17 protein-coding genes and 3 tRNA genes are annotated in these 16,196 nt (G+C 55.5%); 17 read left to right on the top strand and 3 right to left on the bottom strand.

Going from position 1 to position 16,196, the window contains the following annotated elements:
* Positions 1 to 30: 30 nt before the first annotated feature.
* From ACT3TC_RS10310 to ACT3TC_RS10270, 9 genes are all read left to right on the top strand, one after another.
* On the top strand, positions 31 to 564 hold the full coding sequence (locus tag ACT3TC_RS10310; RefSeq protein ID WP_087107945.1) for a CinA family protein: 534 nt from the start codon (positions 31 to 33) through the stop codon (positions 562 to 564).
* 88 nt (positions 565 to 652) lie between these two features.
* Positions 653 to 1,714: a recombinase RecA gene (gene recA / locus ACT3TC_RS10305; RefSeq protein ID WP_087107947.1), complete on the top strand. Its 1,062-nt coding sequence runs from the start codon at positions 653 to 655 to the stop codon at positions 1,712 to 1,714.
* 5 nt (positions 1,715 to 1,719) lie between these two features.
* Positions 1,720 to 2,181, top strand: a complete 462-nt coding sequence (locus tag ACT3TC_RS10300) for a regulatory protein RecX (RefSeq protein ID WP_444639965.1) — start codon at positions 1,720 to 1,722, stop codon at positions 2,179 to 2,181.
* A 170-nt stretch (positions 2,182 to 2,351) separates the two neighbouring features.
* Positions 2,352 to 4,961, top strand: coding sequence for an alanine--tRNA ligase (gene alaS, locus ACT3TC_RS10295; RefSeq protein ID WP_444639963.1), 2,610 nt, complete (start codon positions 2,352 to 2,354; stop codon positions 4,959 to 4,961).
* 98 nt (positions 4,962 to 5,059) lie between these two features.
* Positions 5,060 to 6,310, top strand: a complete 1,251-nt coding sequence (locus ACT3TC_RS10290) for an aspartate kinase (RefSeq protein ID WP_087107953.1) — start codon at positions 5,060 to 5,062, stop codon at positions 6,308 to 6,310.
* Positions 6,311 to 6,502: 192 nt separating this feature from the next.
* Positions 6,503 to 6,694, top strand: coding sequence for a carbon storage regulator CsrA (gene csrA / locus ACT3TC_RS10285; RefSeq protein ID WP_444639962.1), 192 nt, complete (start codon positions 6,503 to 6,505; stop codon positions 6,692 to 6,694).
* Between the two features lie 123 nt (positions 6,695 to 6,817).
* Positions 6,818 to 6,910: transfer RNA gene (locus ACT3TC_RS10280), tRNA-Ser, on the top strand.
* Positions 6,911 to 6,927: 17 nt separating this feature from the next.
* Positions 6,928 to 7,004: transfer RNA gene (locus ACT3TC_RS10275), tRNA-Arg, on the top strand.
* Between the two features lie 102 nt (positions 7,005 to 7,106).
* Positions 7,107 to 7,183: transfer RNA gene (locus ACT3TC_RS10270), tRNA-Arg, on the top strand.
* 135 nt (positions 7,184 to 7,318) lie between these two features.
* On the opposite strand, the gene ACT3TC_RS10265 is transcribed toward ACT3TC_RS10270, so the two are convergent.
* A complete protein-coding gene (locus ACT3TC_RS10265; RefSeq protein WP_444639961.1) occupies positions 7,319 to 8,326 on the bottom strand; it encodes a tRNA dihydrouridine synthase in 1,008 nt (335 codons plus the stop codon).
* Positions 8,327 to 8,452: 126 nt separating this feature from the next.
* Here ACT3TC_RS10265 and ACT3TC_RS10260 point away from each other — a divergent pair, with 126 nt between their 5' ends.
* From ACT3TC_RS10260 to ACT3TC_RS10250, 3 genes are all read left to right on the top strand, one after another.
* Positions 8,453 to 8,710 carry an OadG family protein gene (locus tag ACT3TC_RS10260; RefSeq protein ID WP_193056492.1) on the top strand — a complete coding sequence of 86 codons (258 nt, stop codon included), beginning with the start codon at positions 8,453 to 8,455 and terminating at the stop codon, positions 8,708 to 8,710.
* Between the two features lie 91 nt (positions 8,711 to 8,801).
* Positions 8,802 to 10,619 carry a sodium-extruding oxaloacetate decarboxylase subunit alpha gene (gene oadA / locus ACT3TC_RS10255; RefSeq protein WP_444639959.1) on the top strand — a complete coding sequence of 606 codons (1,818 nt, stop codon included), beginning with the start codon at positions 8,802 to 8,804 and terminating at the stop codon, positions 10,617 to 10,619.
* An 11-nt stretch (positions 10,620 to 10,630) separates the two neighbouring features.
* On the top strand, positions 10,631 to 11,953 hold the full coding sequence (locus tag ACT3TC_RS10250) for a sodium ion-translocating decarboxylase subunit beta (protein WP_087107962.1): 1,323 nt from the start codon (positions 10,631 to 10,633) through the stop codon (positions 11,951 to 11,953).
* Between the two features lie 73 nt (positions 11,954 to 12,026).
* Here the strand turns inward: ACT3TC_RS10250 and ACT3TC_RS10245 are convergent, their stop codons facing one another.
* Together ACT3TC_RS10245 and ACT3TC_RS10240 are read right to left on the bottom strand one after the other, a co-directional pair.
* Positions 12,027 to 12,659, bottom strand: coding sequence for an IMPACT family protein (locus tag ACT3TC_RS10245; protein WP_444639958.1), 633 nt, complete (start codon positions 12,657 to 12,659; stop codon positions 12,027 to 12,029).
* Positions 12,660 to 13,097, bottom strand: coding sequence for a LexA family protein (locus ACT3TC_RS10240; RefSeq protein WP_444639957.1), 438 nt, complete (start codon positions 13,095 to 13,097; stop codon positions 12,660 to 12,662).
* A 268-nt stretch (positions 13,098 to 13,365) separates the two neighbouring features.
* Here ACT3TC_RS10240 and ccmA point away from each other — a divergent pair, with 268 nt between their 5' ends.
* Genes ccmA through ccmE form a run of 5 tightly spaced genes read left to right on the top strand, consistent with a single transcriptional unit; the run spans position 13,366 to position 16,154 of the window.
* Positions 13,366 to 13,986, top strand: coding sequence for a cytochrome c biogenesis heme-transporting ATPase CcmA (ccmA, locus tag ACT3TC_RS10235; protein ID WP_444639956.1), 621 nt, complete (start codon positions 13,366 to 13,368; stop codon positions 13,984 to 13,986).
* 3 nt (positions 13,987 to 13,989) lie between these two features.
* Entirely contained in the window at positions 13,990 to 14,718 is a 729-nt protein-coding gene (gene ccmB, locus ACT3TC_RS10230) for a heme exporter protein CcmB (protein WP_444639955.1), read from the top strand.
* Positions 14,719 to 14,732: 14 nt separating this feature from the next.
* The gene (locus ACT3TC_RS10225) at positions 14,733 to 15,479 is read left to right on the top strand and encodes a heme ABC transporter permease (protein ID WP_444639953.1); all 747 of its coding nucleotides are present in this window, start codon (positions 14,733 to 14,735) and stop codon (positions 15,477 to 15,479) included.
* Positions 15,479 to 15,688 carry a heme exporter protein CcmD gene (gene ccmD / locus ACT3TC_RS10220; protein ID WP_444639952.1) on the top strand — a complete coding sequence of 70 codons (210 nt, stop codon included), beginning with the start codon at positions 15,479 to 15,481 and terminating at the stop codon, positions 15,686 to 15,688. The genes ACT3TC_RS10225 and ccmD overlap by 1 nt, the downstream gene beginning before the upstream one ends.
* Positions 15,678 to 16,154, top strand: a complete 477-nt coding sequence (ccmE, locus tag ACT3TC_RS10215; protein ID WP_444639950.1) for a cytochrome c maturation protein CcmE — start codon at positions 15,678 to 15,680, stop codon at positions 16,152 to 16,154. The genes ccmD and ccmE overlap by 11 nt, the downstream gene beginning before the upstream one ends.
* Positions 16,155 to 16,196 lie beyond the last annotated feature (42 nt).

Raw genomic sequence — 16,196 nt, 5'->3', positions numbered from 1 at the left:
CTGACTGATATCTTACATGAAGGAGCGACCATGACGCCCAGCATAACGAGCCTAAAAAATCTGGATTTGTCCCTGCTGGCGCAGCGGCTTGGAAAGCTTTGCCAGCAGCTGGATATAGAAGTGACCACGGCAGAGTCGTGTACCGGTGGTGGCATTGCCAGTGCGATCACCTCGGCTGCAGGTAGCTCGGCCTACTTCACAACGGGTTACGTGACGTATGCTAATGCGGCTAAAACGCGGCTGATCGGTGTCTCAGACGTTACACTACACACCCATGGCGCTGTCAGTGAAGCGGTGGTGAATGCCATGGTGGCCGGTGCCTGCCGTGATAGCGGCGCGCAGTTGGGCGTGGCGGTCAGTGGTGTGGCAGGCCCCGGGGGCGGCAGCGATGAAAAGCCGGTGGGTACGGTGTGGTTGGCTTGGGGCGATGTTAATCACCAGGAAGCCAAATGTTTTCATTTTCCCGGTGATCGCCAAGCGGTACGCGAGCAGGCCGTTCGCGAGGCGTTGGCAGGGCTGGTGGCGCGCCTGGATATGTTGGCTGAGGGTCAGGAAGAGAAATAATCGTTAAAAACCACGTTGAGGATTTGTTTAGCGACGAATTTTTGGCATAATACTGGTTAATTATACAGTCTGTGATGAGGGTGTTTGCATGGCTCAGGATGACAACCGTACGAAAGCGCTAAACGCCGCACTTAGCCAAATTGATCGGCAGTTCGGAAAAGGCACGGTAATGCGCTTGGGTGACGCGCCTCGCGTTGTGATGCCGTCAGTCTCCACTGGCTCGCTGGGGCTGGATATTGCGCTTGGCATTGGAGGATTACCCTTTGGCCGAGTAGTCGAAATCTTTGGCCCTGAATCCTCCGGTAAAACCACCCTGACGCTTTCCGTGATTGCTCAAGCACAGAAGCAGGGCAAGGTGTGTGCGTTTGTCGATGCCGAGCATGCGCTTGATCCAAGCTATGCGGAAAAACTGGGCGTTAACCTCGATGATTTGCTGGTTTCCCAGCCGGACACGGGTGAACAGGCGCTTGAAATCACCGATATGCTGGTGCGCTCAGGCGGCGTTGACGTGATTATTATCGACTCCGTGGCAGCGCTTACTCCGCGTGCGGAGATCGAAGGGGAAATGGGGGATACCCACGTAGGCCTGCAAGCACGTTTGATGTCTCAGGCGCTGCGTAAAATCACCGGTAATATTAAAAACGCCAACTGTTTAGTGGTCTTTATCAACCAGATTCGCATGAAAATCGGCGTGATGTTTGGTAGCCCGGAAACCACCACAGGCGGTAACGCACTGAAATTCTACTCCAGTGTCCGGTTGGATATTCGCCGCACCGGCTCGGTGAAATCGGGCGATGAAGTCACCGGTAACGAAACGCGCGTTAAAGTAGTTAAAAACAAGGTAGCTCCGCCGTTCCGTCAGGCCGAGTTCCAGATTCTTTACGGCAAGGGTATCTACCATGCCGGTGAGGTGGTCGACTTGGGTGTACAGTGCAATCTGGTCGACAAGGCGGGTGCCTGGTATAGCTATAAAGGCAGCAAAATCGGTCAGGGCAAGGCAAACGCGGCTCAGTACCTTGAAGAGCATCCGGCCATTATGGAGGAGATCGAAAGCCAGATCCGCGAACAGTTGCTTGCCAAGCCTGACCCCAAGAAAGAAGAGGCATCGGCTGCTGATGTTGCCGCCGATGCTGACGACGACCTGCTGTAACGCTTATGTTTGCTTCGTCACGTGATGCCACCCCACGCGACATCGCACTACAGCTGCTATCTCGGCGCGAGTACTCTCGCGCTGAGATAGCGCAAAAGCTAAAACAAAAAGCCGTTGCTACTGCTGACATTGAGGCGTGCCTGGATACCCTTGAAGAGCAGGGGCTTCAGTCAGACGTCCGCTTTGCTGAAAGCTTTATCCGTTCACGCATTATGCGCGGTCAGGGCGTGATACGGATTAAAGGCGAGCTGCATCAACGCGGCATCAGCCAGGAAATAGTGGCAGAAACCCTCGCTACCGTAGCAGAGAATGAAGGTGTCGATTGGTTTGAACTGGCCAGTGATACCTTATCGCGACGCTTTTCCTCCCCCGGTGAATCCCCCAAAGAGCGGGCCAAACGAGAGCGCTTTCTAGCGTCACGAGGCTTCGATTTTGAACAAATTCGTTACGCGCTCTCTTGCCTGTAAAGCCTTCTTTCATCACTATTGTGGGTTATCGTTTTCTGACGTCTTTAGCTCTTAGCCATTAACTGCCGCTTTAGTCGTTAGACAACTGCGCTATAATGGCGTTTTTGCGACCCCAGCGGGTAGCGGCGACAGCGCCCTGGGGCATCATGCTTTATTGTTACGGATACCCTATGAGAAGCGCAGAGATTAGACAGGCCTTTTTATCCTTTTTCGAAGAGCAAGGGCATACCATTGTGCCCACAAGCTCACTGGTGCCAGGTAACGACCCGACATTACTGTTTACCAACGCGGGCATGGTGCCGTTCAAAGATGTGTTTCTTGGCCGTGACCCACGCCCTTATGTGCGTGCCACCTCATCTCAGCGCTGCGTGCGTGCCGGTGGCAAGCATAACGACCTGGATAACGTTGGCTATACCGCACGCCACCATACGTTTTTTGAGATGCTGGGTAACTTCAGCTTTGGTGATTACTTCAAGCGGGACGCTATCCGCTTTGCGTGGACGTTTTTAACCGAAACGCTGGGTCTGCCTAAAGAGAAGCTGTGGGTCACCGTGCATATTAGCGATGATGAGGCCGAGCGCATCTGGAAAGATGAAATCGGCATCGACCCGGAACGCTTCTCCAGGCTGGATGAAGATAACTTCTGGCAAATGGGCGATACCGGCCCCTGCGGCCCCAGCTCAGAAGTTTTCTTTGATCACGGCCCTGACGTATGGGGTGGTCCTCCCGGTAGCGCTGACGAAGATGGCGACCGCTACATTGAGATCTGGAACCTGGTCTTTATGCAGTTTGATCGCGATGCCCAGGGCACGCTGAACCCGCTGCCCAAGCCCTCTATTGATACCGGTATGGGGCTTGAGCGGGTAGCGGCCGTTATGCAGGGCGTGCACTCCAACTACGAGATCGACCTGTTCCAGAATTTGCTCCAGGCGGCCGCCAAGGCGACCGGGCATGCCGATATGGCAACGCCTTCGCTACGCGTTATTGCGGACCATATTCGTTCGTGTGCATTTTTAATCGCCGACGGCGTGCTGCCTTCAAATGAAGGCCGTGGTTATGTGCTGCGGCGCATTATCCGCCGAGCGGTTCGCCATGGTCACAAGCTGGGCGCCACCAAGCCGTTCTTCTATACCCTGGTGGATGCACTGGATGCCGAGATGGGCGATGCCTATCCCGAACTGCGTGAGGCAAGCGCCCAAATTGCCCGTATATTGCTGAAAGAAGAGGAGCAGTTTGCGCGCACGCTGGACCACGGCATGGGCTTATTGAATACCGCGCTTGAGGAGCTTGATGGCAACGTGCTGTCGGGTGAAACCGTGTTCAAGCTGTATGACACGTACGGTTTCCCGTTTGACCTTACGGCGGACGTTTGCCGTGAGCGCGGTGTGACGTTGGATGAAGTTGGTTTCCAGCGCGAGCTTGACGCTCAGCGCGAGCGTGCCCGTGCGGCCAGCCAGTTTGGCGCCGACTACAGCGCCTCTATTGAGCTGGATGGCGAAACCCGGTTTACGGGATATGACCAGCTTGAAGATCAGTCCACGGTAACTGCTATTGTGGATAGCGAAGGCAACGCCCTTGTCGCGCTGGAGGCAGGCCAGAAAGGCACTGTCGTATTAGACCGTACCGCGTTTTATGGTGAATCGGGCGGCCAAGTGGGTGATACCGGCTACTTATACGTAGAGGGCGGCCGCTTCGAAGTTACCGATACACAAAAGCAGAACGGTCATCATCTGCACCAGGGCGTGATGATAGAAGGCACGTTGAACGTGGGAGCCAGCGTTCGTGGCGAGGTTGATGCCAGCTTGCGCTCTGCGACCATTCGCAACCACTCGGCCACTCACCTGCTGCACAAAGCCTTGCGCATGGTGTTGGGCGATCACGTGCAGCAGAAAGGCTCGCTGGTAAATGCTGAACGTCTGCGCTTCGATTTCAGCCACTTCGAGCCTCTGAGTGCTGATCAGTTGGCAGAGGTGGAGCGTCTGGTTAACGAGCAGATCCTTGCTAATGCGCCGACGTACGTTGAGCAGATGAGCCTGGAGCAAGCCAAGGCCAAAGGGGCTGCGGCGTTGTTTGAAGCCAAGTATGCGGAAAATGTTCGCGTATTGACGATCGGTGCTGACGGCTTTTCGATTGAACTGTGTGGCGGTACTCACGTTGCACGAAGTGGTGATATCGGCTGCTGCCATATCGTCAGTGAAGTAGGTATTGCCTCTGGCGTGCGGCGCATCGAAGCCATTACCGGCGAGAATGCGTTGGCCTATTTCCGCGAGCAGGAAGCGCGCGTGCAGCGGTTGGGCGATCGCCTGAAAACCAAGCCCGAGCAGGTGGAAGCCCGCGTTGAGTCATTGGTCGAGCGTAATCGCAGCCTGGAAAAAGAGCTTGAGCAGTTGAAGGCTAAGCTGGCAAGCGCTGCGGGTAGCGACATGCTGAGCCAAGCGCAGGAGATCGGCGGCGTTAAGCTGCTGGCGACTCAGTTGGAGGGAGTATCCGGTAAGGATCTGCGTGGCGTGCTCGACCAGCTTAAAAACAAGATTGGCTCTGGCGTTATTATCTTGGGCGTTGCCGATGAGGCGGCGGGCAAGGTCAGCCTGATTGCAGGCGTGACTCAAGACCTGACCGAGCGCGTTAAAGCCGGTGAGCTGGTTAACCATGTCGCCTCGCAAGTTGGCGGTAAAGGCGGTGGTCGTGCTGACATGGCGCAGGCGGGTGGCAGTCAGCCAGAAGCGCTGGCTGGCGCGTTAAGTAGCGTCCCCGCGTGGCTGGAGAACATACTTAGCTAATCACAAAGGCCGGTGGCAATTAACTGCAACCGGCCTTTTGCTAACTTAATATAATTACTTTCATCCCCCATTCCCGGACGAATAGGAAAAAACGGCATATGGCACTATACGTACAGAAGTTCGGTGGCACCTCGGTAGGTTCTGTTGACCGTATCAAAGCCGTGGCGGAAAAGGTCAAGGGCTTTCGTGACCAGGGCCACCAGGTCGTGGTCGTGGTCTCCGCCATGAGCGGAGAGACCAACCGGTTGACCGATATGGCCAATGCGCTTAATGATGACCCTGCCCCGCGTGAAATGGATATGCTGCTCTCGACCGGTGAGCAGGTAACGATTTCATTGCTCGCCATGGCGCTCCAGCAGGTTGGCGTTGCGGCCACTTCGCACACCGGTGCCCAGGTCGGTATTCATACTGACAATGCTTACACTAAAGCGCGTATTCAGCGCATTGAAACCGAAGACCTTAAGGCTGACCTCGACGCAGGCAAGGTCGTGGTTGTGGCTGGTTTTCAGGGCGTTGATGAAGACGGCAATATCACTACGCTAGGACGTGGTGGCTCGGACACTACCGGGGTAGCGCTTGCTGCGGCACTCGGCGCCGATGAGTGCCAGATCTATACTGACGTTGATGGGGTTTACACCACTGACCCCCGCGTATGCACCAAGGCACAGCGCCTGGAGTGCATTACGGTGGAAGAAATGCTGGAGCTTGCAAGCCTGGGCTCCAAAGTACTGCAAATTCGTGCGGTAGAGTTTGCGGGCAAGTACAACGTTCCCCTACGGGTACTGTCGAGCTTTGAAGATGGCCCCGGTACCCTAATTATTGCAGATGCTGACCAAGACGAGGACTCCATGGAAGAACCGCTGATTTCTGGTATCGCGTTTACCAAAAATGAAGCCAAGCTGACACTGCTGCACACGCCCGATGTACCAGGTGTTGCGTCGCGCATTCTTGGCCCTATCGCTGATGCCAACATTGAAGTCGATATGATCGTGCAGAACGTAGCACCGGCGGGTGACTACACCGACTTTACCTTCACCGTGGCGAAGGGCGACTACAAGACCACCAAGAAGCTGCTTGAAGAAACGGTTATTCCTGACCTGGGCGGTGGTGAGCTGCGTGGCGATGACAATATCGCCAAGGTATCCCTGGTCGGTGTTGGCATGCGCTCTCACGCCGGTGTTGCCTCGAAGATGTTCCGCGTTTTGGCTGATGAAAACGTCAATATCCGTATGGTTTCCACCTCTGAAATTAAAATCTCAGTGGTGATTGATGAAAAGCATATGGAACTTGCCGTTAACGCGTTACACAAGGCATTTGGCCTGGATAAGTCAGATATAGAATCTGAATAACATTTCTGCCTTAAACCTTCTACGCTGAGGAGGTACTCGCTACTTGCTGGTGGTGAGCTTTCTTTCAACGGGAGGTTTAGTTGTCATGGAGTCAGAGGCATTGGTTAGCGCGCCGCTATGCCGCATAATGGCTTAGTGGCGCCTCTGGTGGACACAACCCGTTGTATAAAACGTCTGAGAAGGAGATCAGCCATGCTCATCCTAACCCGCCGAGTTGGCGAAACATTGATGATAGGTGATGAAATCACCGTCACAGTGTTAGGTGTGAAAGGTAATCAAGTGCGTATCGGCGTCAATGCGCCGAAAGACGTGGCTGTACACCGTGAAGAGATCTATCAGCGCATCCAGCGCGAGCGTAGCAGTGAAGAAAGCGAAACAGAATAAATGGTCGCTTTTATCCGCCCAATACAGGGCGTATCAACGGTAAGATAAAGCTGGCGCGAAAAAAATCGGCATAGGACTAGACAGCAGTCGCTGAAATCGGTAACATTCGCGCCGTGCTGTTGAGGAGAGGTGGCCGAGTGGCTGAAGGCGCTCCCCTGCTAAGGGAGTATAGGGTTTATAGCCCTATCGAGGGTTCGAATCCCTCTCTCTCCGCCAGCCGCACATTAGAAGATGCGCCCGTAGCTCAGCTGGATAGAGTACCTGACTACGAATCAGGGGGTCGGAGGTTCGAATCCTCCCGGGCGCGCCATCTTCTAACCTGATGTAAGGCGGAAGCCTATAAGTATTTCATTACAAGTATTTAAGCATAAGCTCTTCATCATGTTTAGTAATGAGTATTTACATCACTAAAGCGCCCGTAGCTCAGCTGGATAGAGTACCTGACTACGAATCAGGGGGTCGGAGGTTCGAATCCTCCCGGGCGCGCCAGATTCTAAACCCGTTCTCTTTTATGAGAGCGGGTTTTCTGCTTTCTAGCCTGACCAAGGCGGCTCGCGCTTTGGTTTTGGATCGTTTTAAGCGCCCCGCATTGCGAGGGCGCTTTTTTTTGGTCAATGCTCTTGCTTAGTGGCAGCTGACAGCCGCCTCAGGGTGCGCTGTGTCGATGACCAGGCTTTTAAGCAGGGTATCAAGGTCTGTTAGGCGTTTAACGCGCTGAAAGTGCTGGTTGGCTTCTTCATTGCCCTGGCGCATCTGTGCGAGCCACTGCTTTACCAGTGAGACCACAACTCGGTCGGGTAGATGCTGCCGCTGAAGGTGCGCGTACTCCTTGATCACGCTGGCACGCATTGGCCATGTGGTTTCAGGCAGTCGTTCGCCGGTTCGCTGCCAGTGCCGGATACGTGGCGCAAGCCAGGGGTCTGCTAGCGCGCTACGGCCTAACATCACATCTCTGCAGCCTGACAGGGTGCGCGCTTTCCAGTACGCCTCCAGCGTCCATATATCGCCATTGGCAACCACGGGTATCGATACCTGCTGGCGCACTCGGCCGATCCACTCCCAGTGGGCCGGAGGGCGATAGCCTTCATCACGTGTGCGGCCGTGAACAACCAGACGAGTGGCACCGCCTGCCTGGGTCGCCTGGGCGCAGGCGACGGCTAAGCGCCGGTCTGAAAAGCCCAGGCGGATTTTAGCGGTGACCGGAATTTGACCCTCAAGTGCTTCGGAGACGGCCTTCACTGCCTGGTAGACGCGTTCAGGGCGGCGTAGTAACGAGGCGCCTCCATCATGCCGATTAACCAGCTTGGCCGGGCAGCCGAAATTCAAGTCCACGCTGACAGCGCCTAGCGCTAACGCCTGGCGAGTATTTTCAGCCAGCGCCTTAGGGTCAGAGCCAAGCAGTTGCAAATGCACGGGAATGCCGCTGGCGGTCGCAACAGGGCGGTTGGTAAGCTCAGGGCAGTGCTTGTAAAACACTCGGGGCGGGAGGCGCGTGTCGACCACGCGGACAAATTCGGTAACGGTCCAATCAAAGCCTGCCTCACGCGTTAATAAGTCGCGGGTGAGGGCGTCGATAACGCCCTCCATCGGGGCGAGGCCAATTTTTCCGTTTTGTAGTAAATTAACAACCATGACTTCCACTATGGCGCGATTGCGTTTTATGCTGGGTGTGGCAGGTTAGTGTATTACTTTGACGACGCCAAGTGGCTTTTAGAACCCTTTAAGCGTTAATTTATGCTCTACAACAAGAGAGACATTATGCAGAATGCAGAACTACTCCAGGAGGGGCTCGCAATTATGGGGCTTGGGATGGGCTTTGTTTTTGTTTTTCTTACTATTTTAGTCATTAGCGTTACGTTGATGTCAAAACTGTTGGGACGTTTTCAGCCGACGCCTGTGCCGACGTTGGCAGGTACAAAGCCTTCGTCTGCTCCTGCATTGAGTGGCGAGGACGAGGAAGTGACTGCAGTTATCAGTGCTGCGGTGCATCGTTACCGCTCATTAAAGCGTCACTAATCGGTAATTTTTTAGTCAGCCTATCCCCTTATTTGCCTTTATTTTGTTAGTTTTACTACATATCAATAATTTTAACGTGTGAGCTACTGCTATGAATGAGACAAAACGACCGCTGGGAATTACCGATGTGGTACTGCGTGATGCCCATCAATCACTGTTTGCGACCCGCTTGCGTCTGGACGATATGCTGCCCATCGCTGAAAAGCTGGATCGTGTTGGCTACTGGTCGCTAGAGACTTGGGGTGGCGCCACCTTTGATGCATGCATTCGTTATTTAGGCGAAGACCCATGGGAGCGCATCCGGGCATTAAAAGAGGCGATGCCCAATACGCCTCAAGCCATGCTGCTGCGTGGTCAAAACCTGTTGGGCTATCGCCACTATGCGGATGACGTAGTCGATAAGTTTGTCGAACGGGCCAAAACCAATGGCGTTGATGTATTCCGTGTGTTTGATGCCATGAATGACCCGCGCAACTTGGAGCGCGCGATTAAAGCGGTTCGTCAGGTGGATGGGCATGCGCAGGGCACCATTTCCTACACGGTAAGCCCGGTACATACCCTGGATAGCTGGGTCGATCTAGCGACCAATATTGCCGAAATGGGCGCAGACTCGCTGGCTATCAAGGATATGGCGGGGCTGTTAACGCCTTACACCGCATTTGAACTGGTAACGCGGCTGAAGAAAAATCTGTCTATTCCTGTTCACCTGCACTGCCATGCCACGACAGGACTTTCCACTTCCACCATTCTTAAGGCAGTCGAGGCCGGTATCGATAACGTCGATACCGCGATTTCGTCCATGTCGATGACGTATGGACATAGCCCCACAGAGTCCGTTGTTGCGATGCTCAAGGATACCGACCGTGATACCGGGCTGGACCTTGAGCTGTTGGAAGATATCGCGGGCTATTTCCGTGAAGTACGTAAAAAGTATGCTGCTTTTGAAGGTTCGTTACGCGGCATCGATTCGCGCATTCTGGTGGCCCAGGTGCCAGGCGGCATGCTGACCAATATGGAAAGTCAGCTGAAAGAGCAGGGTGCGGGCGACAAGCTGGACGATGTGCTTGGCGAAATTCCTCGCGTGCGTGAAGACCTGGGATTTATTCCGCTGGTGACGCCCACGTCGCAAATCGTCGGTACTCAAGCGGTAATGAACGTGATGATGGGCGAGCGTTACAAGTCCATTTCCAAAGAGGTGCAGGCGCTGCTGAAAGGCGAATACGGCGCGGCACCCGCCCCCTTTAATACCGAGCTTCAAGCCCGCGTGATGGAAGGCGGTCAGCCGATTACCTGTCGCCCGGCGGATAACCTTGCACCTGAAATGCAAAAGCTGGCGGCAGAGCTTAAAGAGAAAGCCGGCGCCGAGCAGGTACGCCTGGCAGAAGGCGACTGTGAAATAGACGATGTCTTGACCTACGCCTTGTTCCCGCAAATCGGTCTAAAGTTTCTTAAAAATCGTGATAACGCGGACGCTTTCGAACCTGCGCCCCAGGCGGCTGGTAGCGAGCCTGCCAAACCTCCGGTGGTTACTCAAGGCAGTGCGCCAGAGGCGGCACGTGGCCCTGAAACCTATACCGTAAAGCTCAATGGCAAAGCGTTTGTAGTGGAAGTTTCTGAAGGTGGCGATATTGGCCAGGTGCAAGAGCAGTCGCCTACGCCAGCGGCGAGCCCCGCCCCGGCAACCGCGGCGGCCAGCCGTGGTGAAGCCATAGAAGCACCGCTTGCTGGCAATATCTTCAAGGTGAATGTGCGCCCTGGCGACCAGGTAGTGGATGGGGACGTGGTCATCATTCTTGAAGCTATGAAAATGGAAACCGAAATTCGCGCCAGCAGTGCCGGCACGGTATCGAAAGTCAATGTTAGTGAAGGCGACAGCGTAGCTGTTGGCGACGTACTGATTGAGCTTTAAGGGCCTCGGGAATGGATAAGCTAGTCACGTTATGGGAGGGCTCGGGGCTTTATAACCTTGAGCTTGGCCAAGTGGTCATGATCGGGGTCGGGCTGCTGCTGCTCTATTTGGCGATCCATAAGAAATTTGAGCCGCTGCTGTTAGTGCCGATTGGTTTTGGGGGAATTCTTGCCAATATTCCCGAAGCTGGCCTTGCGATTTCAGCGCTGGACCAGGCCATTGAGGTTGGCAAGCCTGCCGTGCTTCAGCAGGTTGGGGCCGCGCTGGGCGTAATGCTGGATCCTTTGGCGGGTATTGATGCGTGGCGTGAAACGCTCAAAGTGGTTGCCCATGGTGAGGTAGCGCCAGAGCAGCTGCGTGCCGCTAAGGATATTGCGACAAGCGTCGGTTACAGCAATGGCATGCTGTATAACTTCTATTCAGTGGCCATTGCATCGGGTATCGCGCCGCTGTTGATCTTTATGGGCGTGGGCGCCATGACTGACTTTGGCCCGCTGCTTGCCAACCCTCGTACGCTGTTTCTAGGTGCTGCGGCCCAGTTTGGTATTTTCGCCACGCTGTTTGGTGCCGTTGTGCTGACCTCCATGGGCATCATGGACTTCTCGCTGAACCAGGCGGCAGCGATCGGGATTATCGGCGGCGCCGATGGGCCAACGTCTATCTATGTGTCCAGCGTGCTTGCTCCAGAGCTATTGGGTGCTATCGCGGTGGCGGCCTACGCGTACATGGCGCTGGTGCCGTTAATCCAGCCACCTATCATGCGGCTGTTAACCACTGAAAAAGAGCGTCAGATAAAAATGACGCAGCTGCGGCCCGTCTCCAGGCTGGAAAAAGTGATTTTTCCACTCATGCTGTTGATCCTGGTCGCGCTGTTTCTACCCGACGCAGCACCGCTTCTGGGGATGTTCTGCTTTGGTAATTTGATGCGCGAATGCGGCGTGGTAGAGCGGCTTTCGGATACCGCCCAGAATGCGCTGATCAACATCGTGACGATCGTTCTAGGGCTTTCTGTTGGCTCAAAGCTGATGGCGGAAAGCTTCTTGACGGTGGAAACCCTCGGGATTCTGGGGCTGGGCATCGTGGCCTTCGGGATCGGTACCGCCGCCGGGGTGTTAATGGCCAAGCTAATGAACCTAATGAGCCGTATGCCGATTAATCCGCTGATAGGTGCTGCCGGGGTATCCGCTGTGCCTATGGCGGCGCGTGTAGCTAATAAGGTCGGTCTGGAATCCAATCCGCATAACTTCTTGTTGATGCATGCGATGGGTCCAAACGTGGCAGGGGTAATTGGTTCTGCCGTGGCTGCCGGGGTAATGATTAAATATTTGGGATAAATAGACAGGATTGACGGGGAAGCAGAAGTGCCCCATGCACGGCTTACGGTTTACTCCGTAAGCCGTTTTTGGTTTAGGGGGCGGGTGCGTTTACCGGGGTAACGTCCAGCGTGCACTTTAGGCGATTTTCCAAGGGGGAAAGGTCGAACGTATGGTCGCGGGGCCAGCCAATGGTGAGCTGAACACCTTCGCCATCGTAGTTGACGTGTTCAATGGGGATGGTCTTTTCGTCGCACCAGGCGCGGGCGATCGCCTCGCTGGCAAAGGTAAGGCGTAGCGTGTAGGCGTCTCGCTCAATCACTTCACGCGTCGGTAAGGTTTCCAATGCATGGCTGATGGCTTGAGCGTAAGCCCGTGCCAGCCCGCCGGTGCCTAGTTTGGTGCCGCCAAAGTAGCGCGTCACGACACCGCCGATTTCACCCATTTGGCGGCCTTGAAGTACCTGGTACATTGGCCGACCGGCCGTGCCGCCAGGCTCGCCATCATCGGAAAAGCCAATCAGCGTTTGCTCCCCAGGCGGCCCAGCAATATAAGCCGTACAGTGATGGCTGGCATTGGGGTGAGCGGCTCTTGCCGCTTCAAGAAGTGCACTAAAAGCGGCCACATCTGGCGCATGGCATAGCCACGCCAGAAACTGGCTTTTTTCGACTTCTATCTCGGCGGTATGCCACTGCGAGGCAGCTAAATCAGGAACTTGATAACGCAATCAGTGCTCCATAAGGCCATAAGAATTGGCAGCAAGGTCGTTGGCACTATCCTGCGCCACACCCATTACCATTCCTAACACTTGAATATCACGATTGTGCAAAAAGAGATCCGGCGCTTGGGTATCGGCAGGCCATAAATGTACGCCAAAGCGACTGATCGAGAGCTGCTTCAACGCAACAGGTTGCTGATTGATGTGAGCGACGGCGGTTTCTTCGTGGGTATCGCATTGAAAACGCCGAATAATAATGACATCTCCATCAAGCAAGTTGCAATCACGCATTCGGTTGCCACGTATTTTTAGGGCGTAGGTATTGTGCCGCGTTCTGCGTGGTGCTGTTTTAAAGGCGCGTGCCGATTGAATGCCTTTAGGTGCGCAGGACGCGCTGCTCAATACGGTAGAACCGGCGTGAGTTGGTGCTGACATCGATATATTCATAGGAAATTCTCCAATGCAGCGCCCTTTCCCTAGGCGTTTAGTAGTGGCAAGCCAGTAGGCTGTTGGTATGTCTTTTCATACAGTGTTTTAGTATACAGCTGTTTTTGCATACAGTGGTAGTGCTGTTTTTATCCAGTGCCTTTGGCTATTCAAAATGCTGATACCGTCGGCACGCCTGGTGCATTCTCACGGCTGCTGCGATTGGCTGGAGATAACGTGGCTTTCCGTGTAGAGTTTTGGCCAACTATCAACCTGTTGGGAGACACCTTTGAGCCTGTGCCTGCAAGCACGACAACTAGCCTGCGAGCGTGATGGGCGCTGGCTATTTGAAGGGCTCGATCTCACGATTCGCAGCGGTGACATTGTTCGAATTGAAGGCCCCAATGGCAGCGGCAAGACCACGCTGTTAAAGCTGCTGGCAGGTCAACTGAGTGATTACCAAGGCGAGCTTTTCTGGAACGGCGCGCCACTTCGCAAGGTGCGTGAACATTATCTGGCTAACCTGCTGTATCTGGGACATTCGCCAGGCATCAAGGCCGGGCTTTCACCGCTTGAAAACCTGGCCTGGTACCAGGCGCTAAGCGGCGAGCGGGGTAATGAATCGCAGCGCCTGAGCGCTTTGGAGCAAGTAGGGCTTGGCGGTTTTGAGGACGTATTGGTCGGCCAGCTGTCGGCGGGTCAGCAGCGCCGTGTGGCGCTGGCCCGGTTAACGCTGACGCGCCGTCCGCTCTGGGTGCTTGACGAGCCGTTTTCCGCCATTGACCACCAAGGCGTAGCCGCGCTTGAAGCGCAGCTTTCAGCTCATGCTCAAGCCGGGGGGAGCATTCTGGTAACCACTCACCATGCGCTGGATGCTTCGCCCGCCGCTCGCTGTATTCAACTGGGGTAGACAATGACGCAGGGGCAGAAGGCGACCACTACACTACTTGAAACGCCGGTGCCGGGCGGGCTGTGGATCGCCTTTACCGCTACCCTGAAGCGTGATGTAACACTGATGTTCAGACGCCGCGGCGAGCTGTTCAATCCGCTGGTCTTCTTCGCGCTGGTGATAACGCTGTTCCCAATCGGCATTTCACCCGACCGCGCCGTACTTGCGCTGATCGCGCCAGGTCTTTTGTGGGTAGCGGCACTTCTGGCGGCGCTTTTGTCGCTGGATAGCCTGTTTCGCACCGATTATGACGACGGCAGCCTTGAGCAGATGCTGCTCGCGCCTCAGCCGCTAGCCGCGCTTAGCCTGGCCAAGGTGCTGGCCCACTGGTTGTTGACCGGGCTGCCGCTGGCACTGGTCGCGCCGCTTCTGGGTGTGATGCTGGCCCTGCCTCCGGGCAGCTACGCGGTGCTTGCGCTTTCGCTTTTACTGGGCAGTGCCAGTTTGAGCCTGCTTGGCGCGATTGGTGCGGCGTTGACCGTCGGTATCGCGCGAGGCGGTGTACTGCTGTCGCTGCTTATACTGCCGCTGTATATACCGGTGCTTATTTTTGGGGTCGGGGCGGTGCAGGCTGCTGTCATCGGTGAAGGTGTCGCGGTGCACCTGGCCATGCTCGGGGCCCTGCTGGCCGCGTCGCTACTGTTGGCTCCCTGGGCGATTGCCGCCTCGCTACGCATCAGTATCAACGGTTGAGGACAGAACACACCATGTGGACCTTTATTCATAAATGGGGCTCTCCCAAATCGTTTTATGCAATGAGTGCAAAGGTGCAGCCCTGGTGCTGGGCAGTCTCCCTGGTACTCATTGCGACCGGTACGGTATGGGGGTTAGCCTTTGCACCCACCGAGGTGAATCAGGGGCAGGGCGATAGCTTCAGGATCATTTATGTCCACGTGCCCGCCGCCTTTCTTGCCCAGTCGGTGTTTGTTTCGATGGCGGCAGCGAGCCTGGTCTTCATGGTATGGAAGATCAAGGTGGCGGATATGGCCGCGACAGTCATGGCGCCGTTTGGAGCGGTGATGGCGTTTGTGGCGCTTTTTTCCGGGGCGGTGTGGGGTGTCCCCACCTGGGGCACCTGGTGGATGTGGGACGCCCGACTGACCTCCATGCTGATTCTGTTGTTCCTGTTTCTGGGGGTGATCGCCCTGCGCAGCGCTTTTGCCCGTCGTGAGGGGGGGGCAAAAGCGGCTTCGGTACTGGCCATGGTTGGGGTCATCAATATTCCGATTATCAAGTACTCGGTGGACTGGTGGTTTACGCTCCACCAGTCGGCGACCTTTACGTTGACGTCGCGGCCCCTTATGCCCACGGAAATGTGGCTGCCGTTACTGATCATGGTGCTGGGCTTCTACTGTTTTTTTATCGCTCTCACACTGACGCGTACGCGGAGTGAAATCCTGCGTCGGGAAATTGATAAGCGTTGGGTCAGGGATTTGATCAGGGAGGCGCAGTAATGGCATTTACATCGTTTGGCGCGTTCTTGGCCATGGGCGGACACGGACCTTACGTGTGGGCGGCTTGGGGCGTTACGGCACTTTTGATGGTTGCCTGCATCATTCATGCTCGTTTTGAGCGCCGCCAACTGGCCAGTGCTGTAAAGCGCCGTGCCCGGCGTGGTGATAGCCATCCACCCCATCAAGCGAGACATGCTGATGACACCTAAACGTCGCCAGAAGCTAGTGATCATTCTCGGCGCGCTGGCGCTAGCCGCCGTGGCGGTAGGCCTCACGCTCTACGCCCTGCGCGCTAATATCAACCTGTTCTACAGTCCGGTGCAGATTGCCCAGGGGGACGCGCCCATCGAGCGGACAATCCGTGCAGGCGGTATGGTAAAGGAGGCCTCGGTGGTCCGTGACCCGCAAAGCCTGAACGTCGAGTTCCTGGTAACCGACTACGTGGACGAGCTTGCGGTGGCCTATAACGGCATCCTACCGGATCTGTTTCGCGAAGGGCAGGGCGTGGTAGTGGTAGGCAAACTGTCTACAGACGGGCGGTTTATCGCTGACAAGGTGCTTGCTCGCCACGATGAAAACTACATGCCGCCCGAAGTGTCGCAAGCGTTAGAAGAGGCAGGCTACTCGCCTGCTGATTATCAGGACCAACCGGTTGAAGCAGCCAGGCGTGAATAGGTTGAGCCAATGTCCTATACCCTAGAGTCCGTGTCATGCTGG

Origin of the sequence: Halomonas sp. AOP27-A1-41, assembly GCF_052378605.1 — a bacterium.
Taxonomy (GTDB): Bacteria; Pseudomonadota; Gammaproteobacteria; order Pseudomonadales; family Halomonadaceae; genus Vreelandella; species Vreelandella citrativorans.
This window is presented reverse-complemented; position numbering and strand designations above follow the sequence as displayed.

What these genes read in the sequence shown, in the direction of transcription:
- oadA (WP_444639959.1), top strand. Translation starts at nt 8,802, where the DNA reads ATGAATGAGACAAAACGACCGCTGGGAATTACCGATGTGGTACTGCGT.
- ACT3TC_RS10250 (WP_087107962.1), top strand. Translation starts at nt 10,631, where the DNA reads ATGGATAAGCTAGTCACGTTATGGGAGGGCTCGGGGCTTTATAACCTT.
- ccmD (WP_444639952.1), top strand. Translation starts at nt 15,479, where the DNA reads ATGGCATTTACATCGTTTGGCGCGTTCTTGGCCATGGGCGGACACGGA.
- alaS (WP_444639963.1), top strand. Translation starts at nt 2,352, where the DNA reads ATGAGAAGCGCAGAGATTAGACAGGCCTTTTTATCCTTTTTCGAAGAG.
- ACT3TC_RS10260 (WP_193056492.1), top strand. Translation starts at nt 8,453, where the DNA reads ATGCAGAATGCAGAACTACTCCAGGAGGGGCTCGCAATTATGGGGCTT.
- ACT3TC_RS10290 (WP_087107953.1), top strand. Translation starts at nt 5,060, where the DNA reads ATGGCACTATACGTACAGAAGTTCGGTGGCACCTCGGTAGGTTCTGTT.
- ccmE (WP_444639950.1), top strand. Translation starts at nt 15,678, where the DNA reads ATGACACCTAAACGTCGCCAGAAGCTAGTGATCATTCTCGGCGCGCTG.
- ACT3TC_RS10240 (WP_444639957.1), bottom strand. Translation starts at nt 13,097, where the DNA reads ATGAATATATCGATGTCAGCACCAACTCACGCCGGTTCTACCGTATTG.
- recA (WP_087107947.1), top strand. Translation starts at nt 653, where the DNA reads ATGGCTCAGGATGACAACCGTACGAAAGCGCTAAACGCCGCACTTAGC.
- ACT3TC_RS10300 (WP_444639965.1), top strand. Translation starts at nt 1,720, where the DNA reads ATGTTTGCTTCGTCACGTGATGCCACCCCACGCGACATCGCACTACAG.
- ACT3TC_RS10310 (WP_087107945.1), top strand. Translation starts at nt 31, where the DNA reads ATGACGCCCAGCATAACGAGCCTAAAAAATCTGGATTTGTCCCTGCTG.
- ACT3TC_RS10225 (WP_444639953.1), top strand. Translation starts at nt 14,733, where the DNA reads ATGTGGACCTTTATTCATAAATGGGGCTCTCCCAAATCGTTTTATGCA.
- csrA (WP_444639962.1), top strand. Translation starts at nt 6,503, where the DNA reads ATGCTCATCCTAACCCGCCGAGTTGGCGAAACATTGATGATAGGTGAT.
- ccmB (WP_444639955.1), top strand. Translation starts at nt 13,990, where the DNA reads ATGACGCAGGGGCAGAAGGCGACCACTACACTACTTGAAACGCCGGTG.
- ACT3TC_RS10265 (WP_444639961.1), bottom strand. Translation starts at nt 8,326, where the DNA reads ATGGTTGTTAATTTACTACAAAACGGAAAAATTGGCCTCGCCCCGATG.